Origin of the sequence: Streptomyces noursei ATCC 11455 (genome assembly GCF_001704275.1) — a bacterium.
GTDB classification, from domain to species: Bacteria; Actinomycetota; Actinomycetes; order Streptomycetales; family Streptomycetaceae; genus Streptomyces; species Streptomyces noursei.
In genome coordinates, this window is the sequence record NZ_CP011533.1 from 8,587,354 (window position 1) to 8,607,593 (window position 20,240).

The 20,240-nt window shown below is 69.6% G+C and carries 23 protein-coding genes and 1 pseudogene; 11 read left to right on the forward strand and 13 right to left on the reverse strand.

From position 1 onward, the window contains the following. Positions 1-158: 158 nt before the first annotated feature. The 3 genes from SNOUR_RS36550 to SNOUR_RS36560 form a co-directional block, all read right to left on the reverse strand. On the reverse strand, positions 159-863 hold the full coding sequence (locus SNOUR_RS36550; RefSeq protein ID WP_067355743.1) for a metal-dependent hydrolase: 705 nt from the start codon (positions 861-863) through the stop codon (positions 159-161). 284 nt (positions 864-1,147) lie between these two features. Further along, positions 1,148-2,116, reverse strand: coding sequence for an aldo/keto reductase (locus tag SNOUR_RS36555; protein ID WP_067355746.1), 969 nt, complete (start codon positions 2,114-2,116; stop codon positions 1,148-1,150). A gap of 12 nt (positions 2,117-2,128) precedes the next feature. Then, complete coding sequence (locus SNOUR_RS36560; protein ID WP_067355748.1) at positions 2,129-2,731, reverse strand: NADPH-dependent FMN reductase; 603 nt, start codon at positions 2,729-2,731, stop codon at positions 2,129-2,131. Between the two features lie 112 nt (positions 2,732-2,843). Here SNOUR_RS36560 and SNOUR_RS36565 point away from each other — a divergent pair, with 112 nt between their 5' ends. The 5 genes from SNOUR_RS36565 to SNOUR_RS36585 all read left to right on the forward strand — a co-directional run bounded on the left by SNOUR_RS36565 (position 2,844) and on the right by SNOUR_RS36585 (position 9,256). Beyond that, positions 2,844-3,683 (forward strand): helix-turn-helix domain-containing protein, encoded by an 840-nt coding sequence (locus tag SNOUR_RS36565; RefSeq protein WP_067355750.1) that lies wholly within the window; start codon positions 2,844-2,846, stop codon positions 3,681-3,683. Between the two features lie 515 nt (positions 3,684-4,198). Continuing rightward, positions 4,199-5,068: a phytanoyl-CoA dioxygenase family protein gene (locus SNOUR_RS36570; RefSeq protein WP_067355753.1), complete on the forward strand. Its 870-nt coding sequence runs from the start codon at positions 4,199-4,201 to the stop codon at positions 5,066-5,068. 104 nt (positions 5,069-5,172) lie between these two features. After that, positions 5,173-6,411 (forward strand): PucR family transcriptional regulator, encoded by a 1,239-nt coding sequence (locus tag SNOUR_RS36575; RefSeq protein WP_067355755.1) that lies wholly within the window; start codon positions 5,173-5,175, stop codon positions 6,409-6,411. A 143-nt stretch (positions 6,412-6,554) separates the two neighbouring features. Then, positions 6,555-8,069, forward strand: a complete 1,515-nt coding sequence (locus SNOUR_RS36580; protein WP_067355757.1) for a flavin-containing monooxygenase — start codon at positions 6,555-6,557, stop codon at positions 8,067-8,069. Between the two features lie 77 nt (positions 8,070-8,146). After that, complete coding sequence (locus tag SNOUR_RS36585) at positions 8,147-9,256, forward strand: alpha/beta hydrolase (protein WP_067355760.1); 1,110 nt, start codon at positions 8,147-8,149, stop codon at positions 9,254-9,256. A gap of 403 nt (positions 9,257-9,659) precedes the next feature. On the opposite strand, the gene SNOUR_RS36590 is transcribed toward SNOUR_RS36585, so the two are convergent. The 4 genes from SNOUR_RS36590 to SNOUR_RS36600 form a co-directional block, all read right to left on the reverse strand. Then, positions 9,660-9,974 carry a DUF4267 domain-containing protein gene (locus tag SNOUR_RS36590; protein WP_312636210.1) on the reverse strand — a complete coding sequence of 105 codons (315 nt, stop codon included), beginning with the start codon at positions 9,972-9,974 and terminating at the stop codon, positions 9,660-9,662. Further along, positions 9,878-10,210: a hypothetical protein gene (locus SNOUR_RS48715; protein WP_312636295.1), complete on the reverse strand. Its 333-nt coding sequence runs from the start codon at positions 10,208-10,210 to the stop codon at positions 9,878-9,880. Before SNOUR_RS48715 ends, SNOUR_RS36590 begins: the two co-directional genes overlap by 97 nt. A gap of 74 nt (positions 10,211-10,284) precedes the next feature. Then, positions 10,285-10,635, reverse strand: a complete 351-nt coding sequence (locus tag SNOUR_RS36595; protein WP_067355762.1) for an antibiotic biosynthesis monooxygenase family protein — start codon at positions 10,633-10,635, stop codon at positions 10,285-10,287. A gap of 181 nt (positions 10,636-10,816) precedes the next feature. Continuing rightward, positions 10,817-11,263, reverse strand: coding sequence for an anthrone oxygenase family protein (locus tag SNOUR_RS36600; protein ID WP_067355764.1), 447 nt, complete (start codon positions 11,261-11,263; stop codon positions 10,817-10,819). A gap of 91 nt (positions 11,264-11,354) precedes the next feature. On the opposite strand from SNOUR_RS36600, the gene SNOUR_RS36605 reads away from it, so the two are divergent. Next, positions 11,355-11,933, forward strand: coding sequence for a TetR/AcrR family transcriptional regulator (locus SNOUR_RS36605; RefSeq protein WP_067355766.1), 579 nt, complete (start codon positions 11,355-11,357; stop codon positions 11,931-11,933). Between the two features lie 379 nt (positions 11,934-12,312). Next, positions 12,313-12,570, forward strand: coding sequence for a hypothetical protein (locus tag SNOUR_RS46625; protein WP_159425993.1), 258 nt, complete (start codon positions 12,313-12,315; stop codon positions 12,568-12,570). A gap of 8 nt (positions 12,571-12,578) precedes the next feature. On the opposite strand, the pseudogene SNOUR_RS48720 reads toward SNOUR_RS46625, so the two are convergent. From SNOUR_RS48720 to SNOUR_RS36615, 3 genes and pseudogenes are all read right to left on the reverse strand, one after another. Then, positions 12,579-12,785 (reverse strand): annotated as a pseudogene (locus SNOUR_RS48720) (aldo/keto reductase); the annotation flags it as partial. Then, complete coding sequence (locus tag SNOUR_RS36610; protein WP_079143655.1) at positions 12,775-13,869, reverse strand: PP2C family protein-serine/threonine phosphatase; 1,095 nt, start codon at positions 13,867-13,869, stop codon at positions 12,775-12,777. The gene SNOUR_RS36610 and the pseudogene SNOUR_RS48720, both read right to left, overlap by 11 nt. Before the next feature lie 786 nt (positions 13,870-14,655). Further along, entirely contained in the window at positions 14,656-15,315 is a 660-nt protein-coding gene (locus SNOUR_RS36615; protein WP_067355768.1) for a TetR/AcrR family transcriptional regulator, read from the reverse strand. A gap of 120 nt (positions 15,316-15,435) precedes the next feature. On the opposite strand from SNOUR_RS36615, the gene SNOUR_RS36620 reads away from it, so the two are divergent. The 3 genes from SNOUR_RS36620 to SNOUR_RS36630 all read left to right on the forward strand — a co-directional run bounded on the left by SNOUR_RS36620 (position 15,436) and on the right by SNOUR_RS36630 (position 18,413). After that, positions 15,436-16,395: an alpha/beta hydrolase gene (locus SNOUR_RS36620; RefSeq protein WP_067355770.1), complete on the forward strand. Its 960-nt coding sequence runs from the start codon at positions 15,436-15,438 to the stop codon at positions 16,393-16,395. Between the two features lie 11 nt (positions 16,396-16,406). Further along, the gene (locus tag SNOUR_RS36625) at positions 16,407-17,387 is read left to right on the forward strand and encodes an aldo/keto reductase (protein ID WP_067355773.1); all 981 of its coding nucleotides are present in this window, start codon (positions 16,407-16,409) and stop codon (positions 17,385-17,387) included. 252 nt (positions 17,388-17,639) lie between these two features. Beyond that, positions 17,640-18,413, forward strand: a complete 774-nt coding sequence (locus SNOUR_RS36630) for an NAD(P)-binding domain-containing protein (RefSeq protein ID WP_312634939.1) — start codon at positions 17,640-17,642, stop codon at positions 18,411-18,413. A 96-nt stretch (positions 18,414-18,509) separates the two neighbouring features. Here SNOUR_RS36630 and SNOUR_RS36635 read toward each other — a convergent pair whose 3' ends face one another. The 3 genes from SNOUR_RS36635 to SNOUR_RS36645 all read right to left on the reverse strand — a co-directional run bounded on the left by SNOUR_RS36635 (position 18,510) and on the right by SNOUR_RS36645 (position 19,690). Further along, positions 18,510-18,896: a hypothetical protein gene (locus tag SNOUR_RS36635; RefSeq protein ID WP_067355778.1), complete on the reverse strand. Its 387-nt coding sequence runs from the start codon at positions 18,894-18,896 to the stop codon at positions 18,510-18,512. Next, entirely contained in the window at positions 18,886-19,095 is a 210-nt protein-coding gene (locus SNOUR_RS36640) for a helix-turn-helix transcriptional regulator (protein ID WP_067355781.1), read from the reverse strand. The genes SNOUR_RS36635 and SNOUR_RS36640 overlap by 11 nt, the downstream gene beginning before the upstream one ends. Before the next feature lie 169 nt (positions 19,096-19,264). Further along, positions 19,265-19,690 (reverse strand): ArsR/SmtB family transcription factor, encoded by a 426-nt coding sequence (locus SNOUR_RS36645; protein WP_079143111.1) that lies wholly within the window; start codon positions 19,688-19,690, stop codon positions 19,265-19,267. A 132-nt stretch (positions 19,691-19,822) separates the two neighbouring features. On the opposite strand from SNOUR_RS36645, the gene SNOUR_RS36650 reads away from it, so the two are divergent. Then, positions 19,823-20,230 (forward strand): hypothetical protein, encoded by a 408-nt coding sequence (locus SNOUR_RS36650; RefSeq protein ID WP_079143112.1) that lies wholly within the window; start codon positions 19,823-19,825, stop codon positions 20,228-20,230. The last annotated feature ends 10 nt before the right edge of the window (positions 20,231-20,240 follow it).

Below are 20,240 nucleotides of genomic sequence, written 5' to 3' on the forward strand. Positions count from 1 at the left end.
GAGCGAACGGCTCCGTCGTCTGCATCCGCACCGCCTACCGGCGCCGTCGTGCCGCTGGCGTGAGGCCGTCCCATCTGCATACCTCACGCGTCACGGAGTACGGCCAACACCCCAGATTCATCGGGAACTTCGAGAAAGGTCACCCTGGCGAGCCGAGATCAGTAGCTGAAGGGATGCGGTGACAGTGCCGTGAACCACAGCAGGGCGACGGTGGCGACCCCCATGATCGGGGTCAGGATCTCCGTCTCCAGCTTGTTGCCGCTGTGCTTGATGATGACGATCTCGTAGCGGTTCTTCAGAGGCCAGAGCCACGGCGCGCCCTGTTTGGTGATGGAGTCGCCGAGCAGATGAGCCAGGCAGCCCAGGCCGACGGCGTACGGCAGCCAACCGGGTGCCGAGGGGATGAACTTGGCGATCACGGCGGTGCCGATCCCGGCCATGGCGACGATCGTGCCCCAGGCGGAGAAGCCGTGGCCGGGTGGGCAGAGGTTGAGCGCGCGAACCGCGAGGGCCAAGAGGAAGAAGGTCAGGCCGAGTGTGAAGGGGCGGCCCAGGTATGTCACTCCGGCCCAGGTGCCCGCGGTCATCAGGGCCACGAAGAACAGTGAGTGGGTGGCGTGGCGGTGGCCGCCGGAGAGCCAGGCCACGAGACGACACAGGGTCTTGGACACCGGGCCGAGGAAGTTGGCGATGGTGCCGTCGTGATGGTCCAGATCCGGCAGCAGCGCGGCGCCGGCGCAGAGCACCGTGCCCATCAGGATCTCCGGCGGCGTCAGGTGAGTGTGCATCAGCAGCGGTGGCAGAAAAGGCGTGGTGCCTGCGAAGAGCAGGGCACCGCTTACCGCGTGCGAATGGCCCATCATGGTGTGTTCGTCCTCCCCGTCTGGTGCGCGTACGGTGACACGCGCTCAACAACGGCGGAGACGCTATCAGCGTGTCCTGTGACGTCCAGACATCGCGGTCGCCGGCCGCCGGCGGGAGCTGCAGTCGAGTAGCCGTCGACAGGCTGCACCCGGCCGTCGACCTTCGAAGGGCACGGGCTCGATGGCAGACAACCCGGCGCGCGGTGGGACCGCCTTCGCCGGGTCACCGCGTTGCATCTCCGCCGGCGTGATGACCGGCGCAGGCACAGGTCTCTCCGCTGATCTCAGAACCCGGTCGGTTGACGCGGCGTGTAAGGGGCCTCGAGCGTCTTGATCTCTTCATCGGTGAGCCGCACGTCGAGGGCGGCGACGGCGTCGTCGAGGTGTCGTGGGTCGGTCGCCCCGATGATGGGGGCGGCGACCACGGGGTTGCCGATCACCCATGCGAGCGCGACTTGTGCCATGGGGATGCCCCGCTCGGTCGCGACGTGGTGGACGGCATCAATGATGGGACGGTCGTTGTCGCCGAAGAACCGTTGACCGACGGGGTCTGCGGCCGAGCGTGCCGTTCGGTGTCCGTGAGGGCGTGCCAGGCGCCCCTTGGCCAGTGGGCACCAGGGCAGGCTGGAGACGCCTTGGTCTGCGAGCAGGCCGAACATCTCGCGTTCTTCCTCGCGTTGTACGAGGCTGTACTGGTCCTGCATCGAGATGAACCTGGCCCACCCGTGCCGCTCGGCGACGTATTGCAGCTTGGAGAACTGCCAGGCCCACATCGACGAGGCGCCGATGTACCGCACCTTCCCGGCCCTGACGACGTCGTCCAGGGCCTGCATCGTCTCCTCGACCGGGGTGTCCGGATCGAAGCGGTGGATCTGGTAGAGGTCGATGTACTCCGTTTGCAGGCGGGTCAGCGAGGCGTCGACCTGTTCCAGGATCGCCTTGCGGGACAGTCCGGACCCGCCGGGACCGGGGTGCATCGGGAGATGGACCTTCGTTGCGAGCACGATGTCCTCCCGCCGGGTGTAACGCTGGATGGCACGTCCGACGACCTCCTCGGAGGTGCCGCCGCCGTACGCGTTGGCGGTGTCCCAGAGCGTGATGCCCAGGTCGACCGCTCGGCGGAAGATCGGTGCGGCGGCCGTGTCGTCCAGCGTCCAGGGGTTGACTCCGCGGCCGGGGTCGCCGAAACCCATGCAGCCGAGTGCGACGCGGCTGACCTTCAGCCCTGAGGGGCCGAGCTTGGTGTATTCCATGAGGGCTCCGTCTCAGGCCGGGTACGGGGCCGCTTCGCGCGCCGCGCTCAGGGCGGCGGCCCACCAACCGAGCTGGTCCAGCAGGGTCTTGGCGTACCCGGGCGCCTCGAGGTCCAGCGGTCGCCCGTCCTGCCATGCGGTGAAGTAGTTCGGGAACGCCAGACCGTCGCGGATGGTCACCGCGTGCAGTTCGGTGAGGACGTTCTCCAGGTGCAGGACGGCATGACGGCCGCCGGCTGCGCCGCCGTAGCTGACGAAGGCCACCGGCTTGGCCGTCCACTGGGTGAAGTGCCAGTCGATGGCGGCCTTCAAGGAGGCGGGGTAGCTGTGGTTGTACTCGGGCGTGACCAGGATGAACGCCTCCGCCTCCGCCAGGCGGGACGTCAGGGGCGCCATCCCTTCGGGGCGCGGGTAGGAGTCGCCGGCGAACTTCGGCGGCGCTGCCGGCAACGACAGCGGGATCTCGACGTCGGCGAGGTCGACGACCTCGACGTCGAACCCGCCGTGTACGCGTGCCTGTTCGGCGACCCACGCGGCGACGACGGGCCCGAACCGACCCTCGCGGACGCTCCCGACGATGACGACCAGCTTGTGCTTCTTCTGCTCTTCGCTCATGTGCTCCACGGTCCACCCCCGCCACAGCGGCAACCAGACCCGGCGCAGGCTGGCCCCCACAGGGCCACCCTGCGCCGTACGAACGCACGGTCATCGCCAATAGACTTGGCCCATGGGCACCCCACTGGGCGACTTCGTCCGCGCCAAGCGCGACAGCATCCAGCCCGAGTCGTTCGGGCTCCCCGACCACGGCCGCCGCCGCTCCCCGGGGCTGCGCCGCTCGGACCTGGCCACGCGCGCCGGGATCAGCGTCGAGTACCTCACCCGCATCGAGCAGGGACGCGACCGCAACCCGTCCACCGCCGTGGTCAACGCTCTTGCCGACGCCCTGAGTCTGGATGCGGCGGAACGCGACCACCTGCGCTACCTCGCCAAAATCACCGGCGGGGCCTGCGCCGGACACCGGCGGCCGGCACCACCCAATCGCCACGTCCGCCCCACCGTGCTGGCGACCCTCCAACTCCTCGAACCCTCGGCCGCGTTCGTCACCAACCGCCTCGGCGACGTGCTCGCGCACACCAGCGGGTTTGAGTCGGTCATGCGCGGGAGCGGGCTGCTGGACTCCCAGACACCGAACCTGACGCGCTATGTGTTCACCGACCCGAAGGCCCGGACCTTCTTCGCCGACTGGGACCAGGTGGCCGACGAGCAGGTTTTCGACCTGTGGCTCGGACCGTCCGCGGAGACCTCCGAGTGGTTCACAGCCGAACTCGCCCCTCTCGCCGGACAGGAGTTCACCCGACGGCTCAACCGCCACCTACCCCCACCACAAGTCCCGCTTCGGCTCAACCACCCCACTGCGCACGAATTGCGGTGGCAGCGCGAACGACTGGAACTGCCGCGCACCGACGCGCAGGAACTGGTCGTCCTCCTGCCCGCCGACGAGACGACGGCACAGGCCATGGAGCGCCTTCGCCGCCAACCCGGCGGAAATCTTCGCGCGATCGGCTGACGCGGCCGAGTACGGAGCCCTCGGCAGCCGAACGGGCGAACTGGCGACCCCTCCCGAGGAAAGCTCCCTGCAGCAGCTTGCCAGACAATGCGGTTGCTGACGCGAGGCGGCGGCGGCCCAAGGGCCAGGGTGGTAGCGGGGCCGGGGGACAGCAGGGCCTCGAAGTGGCCCCACAGCGGTTCCTCGGTCGTCACGGAGCACGGCAACTCCGTGGCCGGCGAAGCCTGCGCCCGCTGTGCATCCGGGGTGCCACCAGCCGCCTGTCCGCGCGACCTCCACGTCGCGGTGCGCCTGCGGGCAGGCCCCTCTAGGTGAAGGTGTGCGAGATGCGTCCGATCGTGGTGCACGCTGCACACCGGCGACCCCAGCGCGACCGAGTGGTGCGAACTGCACCGGAACCGGCGGCATCATGCGCAAACGTGCCGTAGATCTGCGTGGGCCGACGGCGGAACATTGGGGCCGAGATCATCACGAGCACACGCCCTGGCCGTATGCCACAGCCCCGGAGGAGAGCCATGACCAAGTCGACGACCGGAACGGCCCAGTTGCGCAGGGTGCCGCGCGGCACGCCGATCGAGGACATCCTGGCGGTGTTCCACGAGGACGGCGGCGTCATCGTCGAGGGTCTGCTCACCTCGGAGCAGGTCGAGCGGGTCAACCGCGAGATCGAGCCGGCGATGCGGGAGCAGCAGGCCGGGAGCACGCACGATGACGAATTCCTCGCCGAGTTCCACGGCAAGAACACCAAGCGGCTGACGAACCTGGTCTCCCTCAGCGCGACCTTCCGGAACGAGGTCATCGACGACGACCTGGTCCACGCGCTCGCCGAAGCCGTGTTCCTGGAGGAGTCGGGGACCTACTGGATGACCACGACGCAGGCCATCGAGATCGGCCCGGGTAACGCGGCGCAGTACCTGCACCGGGACCTTGAGAACTGGTTCCCGTTCGTCGGCATGGGACCGGCCGGACCGGAAGTGGCCATCAACTTCCTGATCGCCATGACCGAGTTCACAGAGGAGAACGGAGCCACGCGAGTCATCCCCGGCAGCAACCACTGGGCGGACTTCGAGGACCGCGGTACCCCGGAGCAGACCGTACCGGCCGAGATGCACATCGGGGACGCACTGTTCTTCAGCGGGAAGACCGCACACGGCGGCGGAGCCAACCAGACGACCGACGAGTACCGGCGCGCTCTGGCCTTCGCGCTCAACCCCGGTTACCTGACCGGCGAGGAGGCTTACCCCTTCTTGGTCGACCGGGACCTGGCCAAGACGCTGTCCCCGCGGGTGCAGGGGCTCATCGGGTTCCGGTCCCAGTACCCGAAGGGGAGCGCCGGCCTCTGGCAGGTCGACTACAGCGAGCTCGCCGACCACCTCGGGCTCTGAGCAGGACCGTGTGCCGGGGCCGTTCTCCATCGACCGTCGCCGAATCGGCGCGACCGGTACGACCCATTCCGATTCGGGGAGCACGCCGATACCATCCGGGCGGCATGGAAGAACTGTGGCCGACCCCCTCCGCTCGGGTATGTGAGCTGATCAGAGCTCTGGCAGAGCGGATGCTGCCCTTGTCGGACGACACCGTCGACATGCTCTGGCAGGCGTCGCAGGGCGGCGTCCGGCAACAGGAGTACGTCGAGGACCCCGTGCTCGCCGAGGCCGACCGGCGTCTCAACAAGACGAACACGACGCATTGGCTGTTCGCGAACCTGAACCGGCCAGGACGGCGGGTTCAGCTGACCCGGGACCCCGAACTGCTGATCTACGCACGGGACCTGGTTCTGCGCGGCCTGAACACCGACGAGCTCGCGTCGTGGCGGTCGGCGCAGCAAGCCTGGTGGGAACGGTGGATCCGCGCGTGCTTCACCGTCACCGAAGACCTCGACGAACTCCGTGAGTTGGTCGAGGTCTCGGGCAACTCCATGACGACATACGTCGACGACCTGATCGCCGCCGTGGGCACGTACGTGGACGAGGTCCGCTCCGACCTCGGCCTCGGTGCGCACGCCGAGCGGCACGCCACCGTGCAGCTGCTCCTTGAGGGTTCCCGCATGAGCCGCGCTCGGGCCGAGGAGCAACTCGGCTACTCCCTGGGCGGCCACCACACCGCGGCGATCGTCTGGGTCGAGGCGGAGGAGGCTGCCCACCTTCTGGAACGGGCGGCGGAGCACGTGATGCGGGCCTGTGGGGCAACGCGACGCCTCACGCTGGTGACGAGTACAGCGGCCCTGTGGTTGTGGATGCCTGTGAGCGCGATCCCTGCCGCCGCGACGATCGACGAGGTCCTGAAGGAGACCCCGGGAGTCAGAACGACCCTCGGACGGCCGGCACGCGACGTCGAAGGCTTCCGTTCCAGTCACCTCGACGCGGCGGCCGCGCAACGACTGCTGGCGCGCATGCGCTCACCCCGCACCGCGGTGCGCTACGAGGACGTCCACCTCGTGGATCTGCTGACCGCCGACCTGGGACAGGCTGACCAGTTCGTGTCCACGACCCTCGGCGAGCTGTCGACGGCCGACCCCGTCCTGCGGCATACCGTCAGCACCTTCCTGAACGTGGGCTTCAACGTGTCCCACACCGCGGAGAAGCTCTTCGCGCACCGCAACACGATCGATCGCAGGCTTGCCCGCGCGCGGGCCCTGCTGCCGCGCCCCCTTGAGCAGGACGCCGTCAGCGTGGCCGCGGCGTTGATGCTCGTGGAGCTCCGGCAGGACCGCGCGCAGGGCAGCTGACCCCTCGCTCCCGACCCGTGCCGAGGTGTGCAGAGTGCACCCTCCGCACGGGAAACGTGCGCCAGGAATGCGTAGAACACACCAGAATCCTCCTCTCATGATGGTCGGCATCAGACCAGACCACGAAGCAAAGGAGCGCGGTCATGGAAGACGCCACCACCCGGACGGAGATCGTCGACATCGTCGTGATCGGCGCCGGCGTCTCGGGGGTCGGGGCCGCTTGCTACCTGGCCCGGGCGTTCCCCGGCAAGAAGCAGCTGCTGCTCGAAGGACGTGCCGGCGTCGGGGGGACCTGGGACCTCTTCCGGTACCCCGGGATCCGCTCGGACTCGGACGTGAACACCTACGGCTACGAGTTCAAGCCCTGGCTGCACGAGACGACCATCGCCGACGGACACCTCATTCGCGAGTATCTGCGAGAGACGGTCGACGAGTTCGGCCTGGCCGAACGGCTTCGGCTGGGCCACGAGGTGCTCTCCGCCGACTGGTCGAGCGAAGAGGCCCGGTGGAGCCTCCAGGTCCGGGCAACCGGTGAGGACGGAACCACCAGGCTCTTGACCATCGAGACCCGATGGGTGGTGGCCGGTACCGGCTACTACCGGTACGACGAAGGCTTCACACCCCACTTCGAGGGGCGTGACGACTTCGGCGGGGACATCGTCCACCCGCAGCACTGGCCCGAGGACTACGACTACTCCGGCAAGAAGGTCGTCGTCATCGGCAGCGGCGCCACCGCCGTCACCCTGATCCCGTCCCTGGTCTCGGGCCCGGACGCGGCGGCCCACGTCACGATGCTCCAGCGGACACCCACGTACATCATGTCGCTGCCCCGCGTCGACGGGATCGCCACCGTCTTGACCAAGCTCTTCGGAGTCGACCGCGGATACGCGCTCACGAGGTGGAAGAACATCTGGCTGGAGCAGACCATCGTCGGAGCGCTGCAGAAGTTCCCGCGAGCCGGTCGCGCCGTGCTGCGGAAGTCCGCCAAGAAGTTGCTCCCGACGGGCTTCGACGTCGACACCCACTTCAATCCGCCCTACGACCCGTGGGACCAGCGTCTGTGCGTCGCCCCGGACGGCGACTTCTTCAAGGCGATCAGCGACGGGAAGGCGTCCGTGGCCACGGATCGCATCGCGCGCTTCACGAAGAAGGGGATCCGGCTGGCTTCGGGGCGGGAGCTGGAAGCCGACCTCATCGTGACGGCGACAGGTCTCAACCTGCGGTTCTTCGGCGGCATCCGCCAGACGGTCGACGGGAAGCCGGTCGAGGTCGGGGACACGGTGACGTACCGGGGGCTGTTGCTCTCGGGAGTTCCCAACTGGGCCATGCTGGCCGGCTATACGAAGTCGTCCTCCTGGACCCTGAAGATCGGCCTGTTCAGCCGCTACCTGTGCGACCTGATCCGGCACATGGACGCGCAAGGACACGACCTGGTCGTGCCCGTCTTCAAGCCCGGCACGCCGACCGAGCCCTTGCTCGACCTCGCCGCCGGTTACGTGCGGCGGGCCGTGAACCAGCTTCCGCGTCAAGGCACCACGCTGCCCTGGCGGTTGCTGACCTCGTACAGCCAGGACGCGAAGCTGCTCAAGGGCCCCCTGTACGACGAGCAGTTGCAGTTCAGGAACCGCACGGCGATATCGCGGGGGGGCGTCCTTTGAGGACCGGTTCCGAGGCAGGGAGCCCGAGGACGGCTCGCACCGAAGCCCGGCCGCGGCGACCGGAACGGAGTGAGACCATGACCTCCGCCACGTCGGCGCTCTCCTTCGCGCAGCGCTTGCGGCGCGCCGTGGGCATCCTTCCCGGCCGCATCCCGCCCGCCGTCCTCCGGCGACTCGTACGGGTCCCGGTCAACGCTGACGGCGAGCAGATGGCGCCCGAGATCGCCCTGCTGATGAGCGCCGCGGCCAAGGCCGACGACTACAGCGCTCTCGCGCCGCGTCACGCCCGCGAGGTGACCGATGCGGAAGCCGTTCTGTTCGGCGACCGGATCCCGCCTCTCCCCGTAGAGGAGGACCTGGAGGTCCCGGGAGGGCTGCGCGCCACCCGCCATTCCGCGGGAGGCTCGCCCAGCGGTCTCATCCTGTTCTTCCACGGCGGTGGCTTCGTGCTCGGCAGTCGGGCCGGCTACGCACCCGTTGCGAGGCTGCTGGCCCGTCGGACCGGCGCCGACGTCCTCTCCGTCGACTACCGCCTCGCACCGGAGCACCCGTTCCCGGCCGCGCACGAGGACGCGATGGCAGCGTGGGAATTCGCGGTCGACCAGGCACCGCGATGGGGCGTCGATTCCCGCCGTATCGTCGTCGCCGGTGACAGCGCGGGGGGCAATCTCGCCGCGGTCCTCTGTCAGCAGCTGCGCGGCCGCGCGATGCGGCCATCACTGCAGGTCCTGATCTATCCGGCCGTGGACCTGTCGGTGAAGCGGCCGTCGTACAAGGAGTTCGCCGACTCCCCTGCCCTGACCGCCAAGCAGATCCGCTGGTTCACCGACCACTACCTTCCACCCGGCACCGACGTCACGGACCCCAGGGTCTCCCCGCTCCTCGGTGACCTCGCCGGTCTGCCTCCCGCCGTGGTGTCCGTCGCCGGCTTCGATCCGTTGCGCGACGAGGGCCTCGAATACACCACCAGGCTTCTCGGAAACGGGGTGCCGACCCAGGTGCTGCGAGAAGGCGGCCTCGTGCACGGCTTCATCGGGTTCACCGCACTCAGCCGGACGAGCAGGGCGGCAACCGAGCGGATCGCGGCGGCCATCGCCCGCTCCCTCCCCTCGCCAGGTTCAGCCCGGTCCCGCGCATCTGGGACGAGAACTCCACGCGGTGTCCCTGCTGGTCGACGAGGGCGATGACCGGCACCCAGTTGTGGCCGTCGGAATGGTCGTCCCGCGTGTTGTCGACCACGACACCCGGGGCGCGAACACCGGCCCGCTTCAACCGCCGCACCACGACCACCTCCCGCACCGCGAAGCCGAGCAGCAGCAGGGCAACCGCACCGCACACCACCGCACACCACCGCACCCAACGAATTGCTCACCGTCGACTGCCCTTGCCGCTCCGTTCGGCACTCCGAGTCCTCGCACCCGGGGGACGCAGCACCCCCGATTCCGGTTGCGGAACCGGACGCCCAGACACCCGGAGTGCCGGACCATCTGCCGGTCCACCAGGACCGCAACCCGTCCGACAGGCACACGCGAATACCGGTACGCGCCAAGGTGGCCCGACCAGGGTCCGGGCCACCTTGGACCGATGGGATCAGGCAGCTTGCGGGGCGGGCGTCGCCGGAGCGGCCACGACCTTGCGGGTCTCGCGCATCATCAGCAGGCCGTTGACCACCATCAGCGTCGCGGTCAGGCAGTGGACGCCGAGCGCGGTGGCCACGGAACCGTGGTGGGCCAGCACCGTGGTCATGTCGCCGTAGGCGGCGAGGGCCTCCACCAGCAGCACCCAGCCCAGCGCCCGGCTGTGGCCCGTCACCAGCAGGATGCCCAGGACCAGTGCCAGGACGACGTCGCGGATTCCCTTGATGGCCAGGAAGCCGCCGCCGTCGCCGGGCGGCCAGCTCGGCAGGCCGAAACGCGTTGGCGCGCTCGGCTGGGTTCGCGTCCTGCCCGATGATCGGCGAGGTTCGCCACGAGGGTGTCGCGCTCGTCGGCTCCGGCGGTGGCCGCCCACGCCGGGACCGCGGCTGCCAGCCTGGTCAGCGTGGCCTCAACCCGCTCGTGCTGGGCCTGCATGCGCAGGACGCCGTCCGCCTCCAGATCGACCCGGGACAGGAGCGGCGGCCACAGCAGTTCCCGAGGCATGGTGCATGGATGCGTGACTGCCAGGGGGAGGGCAGGGCTTCTCCGGCTGCCCTCCCTCGGCTACAGCTGCCGTGTCATACGTCGATCTGCTCGAAGATGTGCGGGTACGACACGATGTCGTCGGGGGACTCGGCCACCATGCGCTGGAACTCCGGGCTGCCGAACGCCGTGGCGAGTGCCTCGGTCGACTCCCAGACCGCGACGTTCATCAGAAGCTGACTGTCCGCCGTTCCCTTGTGCATCTGCAGGGAGACGAATCCCGGCTGAGCCCTCATGAACTCGGCCTGCCTGCGAAAGAGGGCCAGGAACGATTCAGTCCTCTCCTTCGGAACGACGAAGGTGTTGGCCAGGACGATGGGCCCGGTCTTCTCCTTGAACTGCGCGAACATCGGCGTGACCGGGTCGAGACTCTGCAGCTTGGCCATTTTCGGTACTTCCTCTCGCTATCAGTCAGTGGGTGCCGCTGGCGCCCGAGTCCTGCGGATACCAGCGGAGTTCGAGGGTGTCGGTGTCCAGTTACTCGATGTCGACGGAGGTGGTAGTGCCGCACTTCGGACGTATGGCCGAGCCGTTGTGGCCGACGACCGGGCGGGTAAGCCCGTGGGCTCAGGTGAGGGAGGCGACCAGCAGGGCGAAGGCGGCGATGAGGACGGCGACGCGGACGTAGTGGTAGCGGTCCCAGCGCTTCATCTGCTGCTTCCAGTCGGCGGGCCGGTTTTCGGGGGTCCACGTCTTGCCCCGGTTGTTGATCGGGACGAGCAGCAGGATCGACATGATCACGCTGAGGATCAGCAGCGCGCCGGCGGTGACGACGAGGCCGGTGCCGTGGTGGTGCCATCCGGCGATGGCCCAGATGCCGACGAAGGCGAGCGAGCCCATGTACCAGACCGGCATCACGGCGCCGAGCATCCGGCCCCCGTGGGCGCGGCCGAGTTGGCCACTGTCCTCCGGGAGGGCGTCGAGGATCCGGTTGATGACGAAGGCGACGGAGAACTCCACCCCCACCATCACGCCGACGACCACGGTGGTGACGACCTCAAGTGCGTTGAGCATGATGACCCCTCCTGGGATCTAGCGCCGCTAGCCGATGAGGCAACGCTAGTACTACTGCCGCTCGATTGTCTAGCGGTGCTAGGATCGAGTCATGTCGGTACAGGAACGCAAAGAGCGTGAACGGGCAGCCCGTGAACGCCTCATCGTGGCGACGGCCCGTGAACTCGCCGAGCAGCAGGGCTGGGACGCGGTCACGACCCGCCGGCTCGCCGAGCGCATCGAGTACAGCCAGCCCGTCCTCTACAGCCACTTCCGCGGCAAGCGCGAGATCATCGGCGCCGTCGCCCTGGAGGGCGCCACCGAGATGGCCGGGGCGGTGCGGGCCGCGACCGCCGCCGCGGACGACCCGCGCGCCCGGGTCGCCGCCCTCGCGCGCGCCTACCTCGACTTCGCCGAGCGCAACCCGGCGGTCTACGACGCCATGTTCCAGCTCGACGGCGGTCTCGCGTACGCACAGGAGGACACCCCGGAGCCTCTGAAGGACGCCTTCGCCGCGCTGCTGGAGAGCCTCGGCGAGGTCGCCGGGGACGGCGTCGACCCGGGGCTGTTCACCGAGACGTTCTGGGCGGCCCTGCACGGACTGGCCACCCTGACCCGGGCGCGACGACTCCCGCCGGAGGACACCGAGCGGAGGGTGGAACTGCTGGTGGACCGGCTCGCCATGGCCTGACACACCATCACGGCAGGCATCCAGCCGGGGCCCTCGGGCCCCGCAGCTCGCCCGCCCCGGCAACGCCGGTAGCGGGTCGGCCGGTTCGCCGCGACCATCAGGCGGCCCGGCGCTGTGTCCGTCAGTGAGGGCGCCCAGGTGGCCGAAGTGCGGGCGCTGTTGATCGAGCGTCGTGCGGAGTGGACCGGGCGGGAGCGGACCGCGCCGGGCATCGGATGCCTGCGCATCAGGACGTGCCGCAGGTCTCGCGGTGGTAGTGGGTTCCGGACGCATGACGCAACGGGTGGGGCATGGCGGGTCACCTCTCGTCGGTGTGCGGAGGGGGCGCACGGGAACCGGATCGTGGCAGGGCTGGACCGCGGTGGACAGGGGGAATTCGGTGAACTCGGGGAATCCGACCAGTTCCAAGGAAGGCCGCCGGTCGACGTGGACAACCTGGGATGGCGCCCCGGCTCCGGTCGCTGCCGCCCCGGTACCGGCAGCTGTCCACCTCGTCGCCGACCTGCTGCCCCACCCGCTGCCGGGCTTCGTCGCCCGGCCCAGCGAGTGGCACTGCCTGGACGACCTCCACGACACGGCAGCGGAGGTCCATCCCCGGCGGCTGGCCGTGGTCGTAGGACCTGCCGGCAGCGGGTAGACCACGCCGACCGACGCGACAGCCGGATGCGCGAGGGGGAAGGCGACGGCCAACTCCGGTAGAGACCATCCCACTTCCTCGGCCACGGCCACGCCCGTTCCCAGGCGCTGCGCCACCGGCAGCACATGCCTCTCGGCTCCTCGGGCGAGCAAGGAGTATGGCGGCTGCTCGGTGCGGAACCCCGGAGCCCGCGCGGACATGTGGTCATGAGCCTCGCGGCTGGGTTGCCGGGCGGTGACGGAACCCGTCGGCATGTACGGCCCGTTCGTGGCGGCGGCCGCGATGGGTGGTCGGGGCGCGGCGGAGTGCGATGAGCGCGGCGTCGTCGTTGAGACGTCCGCCGGCGTGGGCCAGCAGGTCGCCGCGGATGTGCTGCAGCAGGGAGGCGGGGCTGGCCTCGGTCCACTGGGAGACCCGTTGCTCGACCGGGTAGAAGCCCCCGTCGGCGTTGCGCGCTTCGATGACGCCGTCGGTATAGAGCAGAAGGGTGTCGCCGGGTTCGAGGGCGAACACGTCGAGTGTGTAGTTCTCGATCCCCAGGCCGCCGACCCCCAGCGGCGGTGCGGGGTGCAGGCTCGGGACCGTGACGATGTTGCCCGGGCTGAGCAGCAGCGGCGGGGGATGCCCGCAACTGGTCATCCGGGAGATCGGGTCGCCGTCCGGGATCTCCAGCAGCAGGGCGGTGGCGAAGCGCTCCCCGACCTCTTCGGCCGGTTCGAAGTCGGCCAGGTAGCGGGTCACACTCGTCTCCAGGGCGGCGGCCAGCGAGGGCAGCGAGGCGTGCTGGTGGGCGGCCTCGCGGAAGGCGCCGAGCAGCAGAGCGGCCTCACCGATGGCGCCGAGGCCCTTGCCGCGTACGTCGCCGATCATCACCCGCACGCCGCCGTCGGTACGGGTGGCCGCATACAGGTCGCCGCCGATCTGGGCCTCGTCCTCCGCGGCCAGATACAGACTGGCAATCTTCAGCGGCCCGATCTGCTCCGGCAGTGGCCACAACAAGACGTGCTGCGCGGCCTCGGCCACCGACCGGACCTGGGCCAGCTGGGCGGTGCGCTGCTCGCGCACGGCGGACAGGGCCACCAACAGGCCCGTGAGCACCGCGAGGGTGGCGATCTGCATCAGGTGGTTCGCGGTGGTCAGCCCGTCGTGGAACACCGCGATGATCACCTGGGCGGTCAGTGCCAGTGCTCCGATGAACCCGGTCAGATAGGGACCGGCGAACCCCGCCGTGATCGCCGGAGCGATGACCAGCGCCGGTCCCAGGTGGATGTCCGGGGAAGTGCGCAGGTCCACCACCATGATCGCCGCGATGAGCACAATCGACAGTCCCAGCAGCGTACGGCTCAGTGGCCGAGGCTGCCGCGGACCGGCCCGGTGCGGCTGGGAAACCAACACTCTCCATCGTGCACCGTCACCGCGCGGCTTACCAGCGACTGCGTCCGGAGTACCTGCGCCAGGCGGTCCACCGCCCCCTCGACCACGTACATCCGCGAGGGCAACGGACAACACTGCGGTGGCCGAGTCGGCCCTGAGCACCCAAGGGATCGACCGGCTCACCAACGGGCGCATGAAGGGTCCTCCAGTTGCGAGGCCGACCTCGTCCACGGCGAGCCGACCCGGGCCGGGGACTCGCTCAGCAATTCCCCGGGCGCGCTGCGTGTTCCATGCCTTCCGATGCTTGCCCGACGGCGGCGAACGCGTACACCCGTGCCCCGGACGGCGTGACCGTCTCGAAGAAATCGCTCGCCGGCAGGGTGTCGGCCCGGGAACGCACGAAGTCCGCCCACGTGCAGGTACGCGCGGGCCCCTCGCCCGCGCGTACCTGCACACCCCCTGCTGCTGATCGCCGACACGGTTGTGGTCGGCGCGACACCCCGGCGGACTGGGGGAAGTGAACGGTGAAGTCCTGGGGCGGGGGCGTGGGGATGCGCGACGAGGGCCCAGCCGACGCCTTGCCGAATGCCGCCAACGCATTCGCCCTCGGCGGACAGGGAAGTGCGCCGGAGGACCGGAGCCTTGATCCGTCCTGCGAGAGCGCAGGCCGGTGACGCCGGCTTGGCGGCAAGACGATCGGCAGGAAGCTGGCTAGCTCGGGCGGATTGCGGCCTCGATGTGGGCGAGTTGGGCGGCGAGGATCTCCTCGAACGCGTCGCGGCGGTCCGCGCCGAGGGGGCGGATGTCGCGAGCGTGGTGGGCCAGGGCGGGGAAGCGCTCGGGGTCGGCGCCCAGGACCGCGACGCGGAACAACTCCATGCCCTGTTCGTGCTCTTCGGTGGTGAGCGAGCTGATGCCGGCCTCGGAGGCGATCAGTGCGGCGAGGAGGATCACGATCCGGTGGTAGCGCGCCGGGATCTCCTCGTCGGGCAGCCCTGAGGCTCGCAGGGCCTGCAGTACCTCTTCCATGACCAGCCGGGATCCGGCGCCGCTGGACGCGTAGCGTCCCCAGACCACGGCGAGTTGGGGCTGCTGGCCGAAGGCTTCGCGCAGGCGGAGGGCCAGGGCGGTGATGCGCTGCTTCCAGTCGCCCTCGGGGCGGTAGCCGTCCATGGCGGCGGCCAGGATCCGGTCGGCGACCGCGCGCAGCAGTTCCGTCTTGCTGCGGAAATGCCGGTAGAGGCTGGAGGAGTCGGTCCCGAGCGTTGCCGCGAGCTTGCGCACGCTGAACGACTCCGCGTCGCTCGTGCGCAGCAGTTCCGCTGCCGTGTCCAGGATCTCCTCGGTCGACCAACGCCTTCGGCCTGCCATCTCGCCCCTCTCGTCCGGGCTCAGTCTAGTCTATGCACTTGCTGTTGCACGCGGTGCGTGCATACTGGGGGAGCGCGCCTGCCGGGAGGCAGGTCCGGGACAAGAAGGAGAGACGCAGGCATGAACCAGACCGCCGCTCCGACGCGGCCGCCGGAGCCGGACTTCGAGGCGTTAACGACCGAGGAACTGATCGCCTACCGCGAAGCGGAGAACCGCTTCCGGGCATCCGGCGCGGCACGGGCGATCATCGGGGAGCCGGACCCCGGCGCCGCGATCGAGTGGCGCAAGGTCGCGCTGCCCGGGCGCGACCTCCCGGTCCGGGTGTACCGGCCGGCGTCGACGGGTGACGGTGGCGCCGCCCGAACCGACCTGCCACTCGTGGTCCATGTCCACGGAGGCAGCTTCGTGGGCACGGCGGTGCAGTGCGACTGGACCAACAGCCACCTCGCCGTCCGACTGCCGGCGCTCGTCGTCTCGGTCGAGCACCGCCTCGTCGCCCCGGACAGTCCGCTCGCGAACGCCGCCGACGACGGCTGGGACGTGCTGCGGCACGTGGTGCGGAACGCCGCCCAGTGGGGCATCGACCCGGCGCGCACGGCCGTCTTCGGGGAGAGCTTCGGCGCACTCGTCAGCGCCCTGACGGCCCTTCGGGCCCGGGAGGACGGTCTGCACCTGGCGGCGCAGGTGCTGGTCAACCCGGTGGTCGACGTGACCGACACGATGTACGACCACCCCTCGATCGCCGAGTACGCATACAGCCCGACCCGCGCCCTGCCGCAACTGCGGCTCCTCCAGCGGCTCGCCGTCCCGGCGGGAACGGACGCCCGGGCCTTCTCACCGCTCTACGCGGACGGCCTGAGCGGGCTCGCCCCGGCGCTGCTCGTGGTGCCGACCCAGGATGCGGTCGCCGATCACGGCCGCCGCTACGCCGAGCGGCTGCGGGCCGCCGGGACGTCCGTGCGGCTGACCGAATACCCGGGCGCGCGGCACGCGTTCCTCACCCTGCCGGGAGTGGAACCGCAGGCCGCAGCCGCACAGGCGGAGATCCTCGGGTTCCTCCGCGCGGCCCTGACGACGTGACGGAGGAAACGATGCACATCAACACCCTGGGCACCGACGGCCTCGCGGTCTCCCGGCTCGGCCTGGGCTGCATGAGCATGACGGGCAGCTACGGCCCGGCCGACCCTCATGAGGCGGCGGCCACCGTGCTGGAGGCCCTCGAAAGTGGCGTCACCATGTTCGACACCGGCGACTTCTACGGCGACGGCGCGAACGAGGAACTCCTCGGCCGGACCCTCGCGCCGCACCGTGACCGCGTCGTGCTGGCCACCAAGACGGGCGTCCGGCGCACCGCCGAAGGGCTGGTCCCCAACGGTTCCCCCGACTGTCTGCGGCGTGGCTGCGAGGCATCGTTGCGCCGGCTGCGCACCGACCACATCGACGTGTACTACCTGGCGCGCATCGACCCTGCCGTGCCCGTCGAGGAATCGGTCGGAGCGCTGTCCGAACTCGTCGCCCAGGGCAAGGTGGGCCACATCGGCCTGTCCGAAGTCTCCGCCGCCACCCTTCGACGCGCCCACGCCGTCCACCCCATCAGCGCCGTCCAGACCGAGTACTCGCTGTGGGAACGCCATGTCGAGAACGACATCCTGCCCGCTCTGCGCAGCATCGGCGCGACCCTGGTCGCCTACAGCCCCCTCGGCCGCGGCCTGCTCACCGGAGCCGTGCTCGCCAACACCTCGTACGACAGCGGCGATTTCCGCGCCACCGCGCCCCGCTACACCGGCGACAACCTCAAGGCCAACCTGGCCGTCGTCGACACCCTCACTCGACTCGCCGCGGCCAAGAACGCCACCCCCGCCCAGATCGCCCTGGCCTGGCTCCTCACCCGTGGCAGCGACGTCATCCCCATCCCCGGCAGCTCGCGCCGCCCCCACCTGCGCGACAACCTGGCCGCCCTCGATCTGCAGCTGACCGCGACCGACCTCGGCCGCATCGACGCTGCCGTCCCCATCACCGGCGCCCAAGGGGCGCGATACGGCGACCACGGCATCGGCATGATCGACCAATGAGACCCGGAACAGGAAAGAGGCCGCGCTCGACATGACGTCGGCTGCGTTCGCGCTCGCACGCGATGAGCGGACGGCAACCATCCCGACGACAGCGCCCCGAGCCCCGGCTCGCCCCGATCTACGCGAAGGGGCCCGGGGGCGGGGCCGCGGGCCCCGGAGTGCCTTCGGAACCGTCTCCGCCGAGGCGGGTTCGACGACACGGACCCGAACCCGCACGGGTCATGACCACCACGCACCATGGAGGAAGGCACAGTGAATCGCATCGGCATCATCGGAGTGGGCGAGATCGGCCGGGCCATCGTGATGAGCCTGCGCCACGGGGGCGACGAGTCGTCAGAGATGTTTCTGTCCCCCCGGGGTGCTCGCACGGCCGCGGAACTGTCCGAGCGCTACGAGGGCGTACGGGTGTGCGCCGACAACCAGGAGGTGGTGGACCGCTCCGAGTTGGTGATCATCGCCGTACGGCGCCAGGACCGGCACGATGCCCTGGCCGGGGTGCGGGTGGACGACGACAAGATCGTGGTCAACGTGATGGCCGGCGTCGGCAACGACGAGCTGCGCCGGTCACTCGCCACCGGCGCCCCGCTGGTCCGAGCCATCCCCCTGCCGGCCATCCGCGAACGCCGCTCCGTCACCGTCGTGTACCCCTCGCGCCCGGAGGTGGACTCCTTCTTCGAGCGCCTGGGCGGGGTGCTCCCCGTCGCGGATGAGGCCGCCTTCGACGTATTCTCCGCGCTGACCGGGACACTGACCACCCACTACACGTATCTCGCCACGCTCACGTCGTGGGCCGCCGACCAGGGCATCGCCTCCGAGGACGCGGACCGCTACATCCGCAGCCTCTTCCAGGGCGTGGGCCGCTCCCTGAGCGACGAGACCCGTTCCCTGCACCAACTCGCAGCGGACCACGAGACCCCGAACGGAAACAACGAGCGCATCCGCACCACGTGGTTCGACCAGGCCAACTCCCAGGCCCTGACCAGTGCACTCGACGCGCTCCTCACCCACCTCACGCATCGCACATAGCCACGTCGGCGGAGCCGTGGTCCTTGAGGCGGGACATGGTGGTTCGCGGGCGGCCGGTCGGGCGGACCGTGGCAGGCCGTTCGAGGCGGTGGCTTCTCAGGTATGCCGAGACAACAAGGCGACGAACACGATGTAGGTGAGGGCGGCGGTGGCCACGAACCAGAAGTACGGATCGCCGCTTCTTCCGGATGCCAGTTCACCGATGAAGGCGCTGAGATTGCCCACGGTGAGCACGATGCCCGTGCCGGCCCAGGCCAGCCCTCCGATCCGGGCGAAGCGCTCGTCGGGTTGCTTCTGGGTGAGGCCCTGAAAGGTCTCGCTCCGGCGTCCCAGCATCACCAAGGCGAGACTGCAGGCCGCCAGGATCCCGAACGTCACCAAACCGAGGGCGAGGTGGCCGCCGGCAGTCGCGGCCGCGAGGCAGGCGACTCCGACGACGAGGAAGAAGCCGGGGACGGACCGCCTGGCTGCGTTACTGGTCATCTGGGCTCTCATCGGTATGAAACATCTCCTCAACGCTGACCTCGAAGAACCTGGCCATGGACAGGGCGAGCGGCAGGGAGGGCGTGTACCGCTCGGTCTCGATGGCATTGATCGTTTGCCGTGAGACCCCGAGGGCCGTGCCCAGTTGGCCCTGGGAGAGCCCTCGTGACGACCGCAGTTTCCTGACGCTGTTTCGCACATGTAAAGCTTACTTGTCACCTCTCGGCGAGTGTCAAGCTTGCTTTACAGGAAGGGTGGGGCTCGTACGGCGCCTCGCGTCAAGGGAGTTGGCGGCGACCTGGCGTGTTGCGGGTGGTGAGGTTGGCTCGGGAAGTGGACCTCTCCCCGGGGGGTGATCGCTGGTGGTCTCACGCCGCGTCCGGCTCCGCCACCGCGTCCCGCTCCGCCTCGTCGGCCCGGAGCAGGGCCTCCAGCAGGCCGGGAAAGCGCGCTTCGAGATCGGCGCGGCGTAGCGAGATGTACCGCTCGCGGCCGGATCGGCGGGTGTGCGTCCAGCCTGCCGTCCGCAGGATCCGGAAGTGGTAGGAGCCGGTGGCCCGGGTGACCGGCAGGTCGATGTCTCCGCAGCCGGCCTCGCCCTGCGTGGCGAGCCGGTGCACGATCCGTCGCCGCAAGGGGTCGCTGAACGCCTGCAGCAGGTCGCCGAGTTGGATCCGGGCGGTCTCCGGCTGGTCGGGGTCGGCCGGGGCGGAAGTGGCGGCGGGTTCCTCCGCTCCGGGGGAGCGCGGCGGAGACTCTGCTCTCAGGGTGCCGGCCGGGTCGGTGCGAGACATCGTTTCGATAGCTCTCTAAATGAGTGATACGGTCGGTGATCGTCAATGCGTTGACGATCCTCTAATTATCCATCTCACCACTCGCCGACGGTGCCCGCACCGTCGCACCGACGCGTTCCCGCGAGGCCCAGGATGACCACCACCAAGCCCGCAATTCCGCCCAACCCCGCACCCATCGCGGGACAGTCCGCAACCGGCCCGCTGCGTACCCTGTTCTGCATCGGCGTCACCCAGGACTTCTTCGCCGCCGACGACGCGCTGCGCGCCACCGTGGCCGCCGCCATCCCGCCCGCCTTCGACCGGCTCGGCGAACGCTTCGGCGTCCACGTGCTCGGCACCCTGGACGACGACCAGTTGATGGTCGGCGCCGCCACCGCCTGGCCCTGGACCTCCTACATCCTCGCCGACGTCCCCGACCTGCAGACCGCCTCCGCGGTGTGCGGCATCGTCCGCGACACCCCGGTCGGCGACAGTCGACTGTGGCGCTATCTGCGGATCGAAGCCCGAGTCGGCCGTCCACTGTTCTTCGGCACGAACTGAGAAATCTCGA

Coding starts and splice junctions, on each gene's coding strand:
- SNOUR_RS36575 (WP_067355755.1), top strand. CDS start 5,173: ATGGAAGAACTGTGGCCGACCCCCTCCGCTCGGGTATGTGAGCTGATC.
- SNOUR_RS36565 (WP_067355750.1), top strand. CDS start 2,844: ATGGGCACCCCACTGGGCGACTTCGTCCGCGCCAAGCGCGACAGCATC.
- SNOUR_RS36645 (WP_079143111.1), bottom strand. CDS start 19,690: ATGTCTCGCACCGACCCGGCCGGCACCCTGAGAGCAGAGTCTCCGCCG.
- SNOUR_RS36625 (WP_067355773.1), top strand. CDS start 16,407: ATGCACATCAACACCCTGGGCACCGACGGCCTCGCGGTCTCCCGGCTC.
- SNOUR_RS36635 (WP_067355778.1), bottom strand. CDS start 18,896: ATGACCAGTAACGCAGCCAGGCGGTCCGTCCCCGGCTTCTTCCTCGTC.
- SNOUR_RS36570 (WP_067355753.1), top strand. CDS start 4,199: ATGACCAAGTCGACGACCGGAACGGCCCAGTTGCGCAGGGTGCCGCGC.
- SNOUR_RS36555 (WP_067355746.1), bottom strand. CDS start 2,116: ATGGAATACACCAAGCTCGGCCCCTCAGGGCTGAAGGTCAGCCGCGTC.
- SNOUR_RS36560 (WP_067355748.1), bottom strand. CDS start 2,731: ATGAGCGAAGAGCAGAAGAAGCACAAGCTGGTCGTCATCGTCGGGAGC.
- SNOUR_RS36580 (WP_067355757.1), top strand. CDS start 6,555: ATGGAAGACGCCACCACCCGGACGGAGATCGTCGACATCGTCGTGATC.
- SNOUR_RS36605 (WP_067355766.1), top strand. CDS start 11,355: ATGTCGGTACAGGAACGCAAAGAGCGTGAACGGGCAGCCCGTGAACGC.
- SNOUR_RS36585 (WP_067355760.1), top strand. CDS start 8,147: ATGACCTCCGCCACGTCGGCGCTCTCCTTCGCGCAGCGCTTGCGGCGC.
- SNOUR_RS36595 (WP_067355762.1), bottom strand. CDS start 10,635: ATGGCCAAGCTGCAGAGTCTCGACCCGGTCACGCCGATGTTCGCGCAG.
- SNOUR_RS48715 (WP_312636295.1), bottom strand. CDS start 10,210: ATGCCTCGGGAACTGCTGTGGCCGCCGCTCCTGTCCCGGGTCGATCTG.
- SNOUR_RS36620 (WP_067355770.1), top strand. CDS start 15,436: ATGAACCAGACCGCCGCTCCGACGCGGCCGCCGGAGCCGGACTTCGAG.
- SNOUR_RS36600 (WP_067355764.1), bottom strand. CDS start 11,263: ATGCTCAACGCACTTGAGGTCGTCACCACCGTGGTCGTCGGCGTGATG.
- SNOUR_RS36650 (WP_079143112.1), top strand. CDS start 19,823: ATGACCACCACCAAGCCCGCAATTCCGCCCAACCCCGCACCCATCGCG.
- SNOUR_RS36615 (WP_067355768.1), bottom strand. CDS start 15,315: ATGGCAGGCCGAAGGCGTTGGTCGACCGAGGAGATCCTGGACACGGCA.
- SNOUR_RS36550 (WP_067355743.1), bottom strand. CDS start 863: ATGATGGGCCATTCGCACGCGGTAAGCGGTGCCCTGCTCTTCGCAGGC.
- SNOUR_RS36610 (WP_079143655.1), bottom strand. CDS start 13,869: ATGGTGGTGGACCTGCGCACTTCCCCGGACATCCACCTGGGACCGGCG.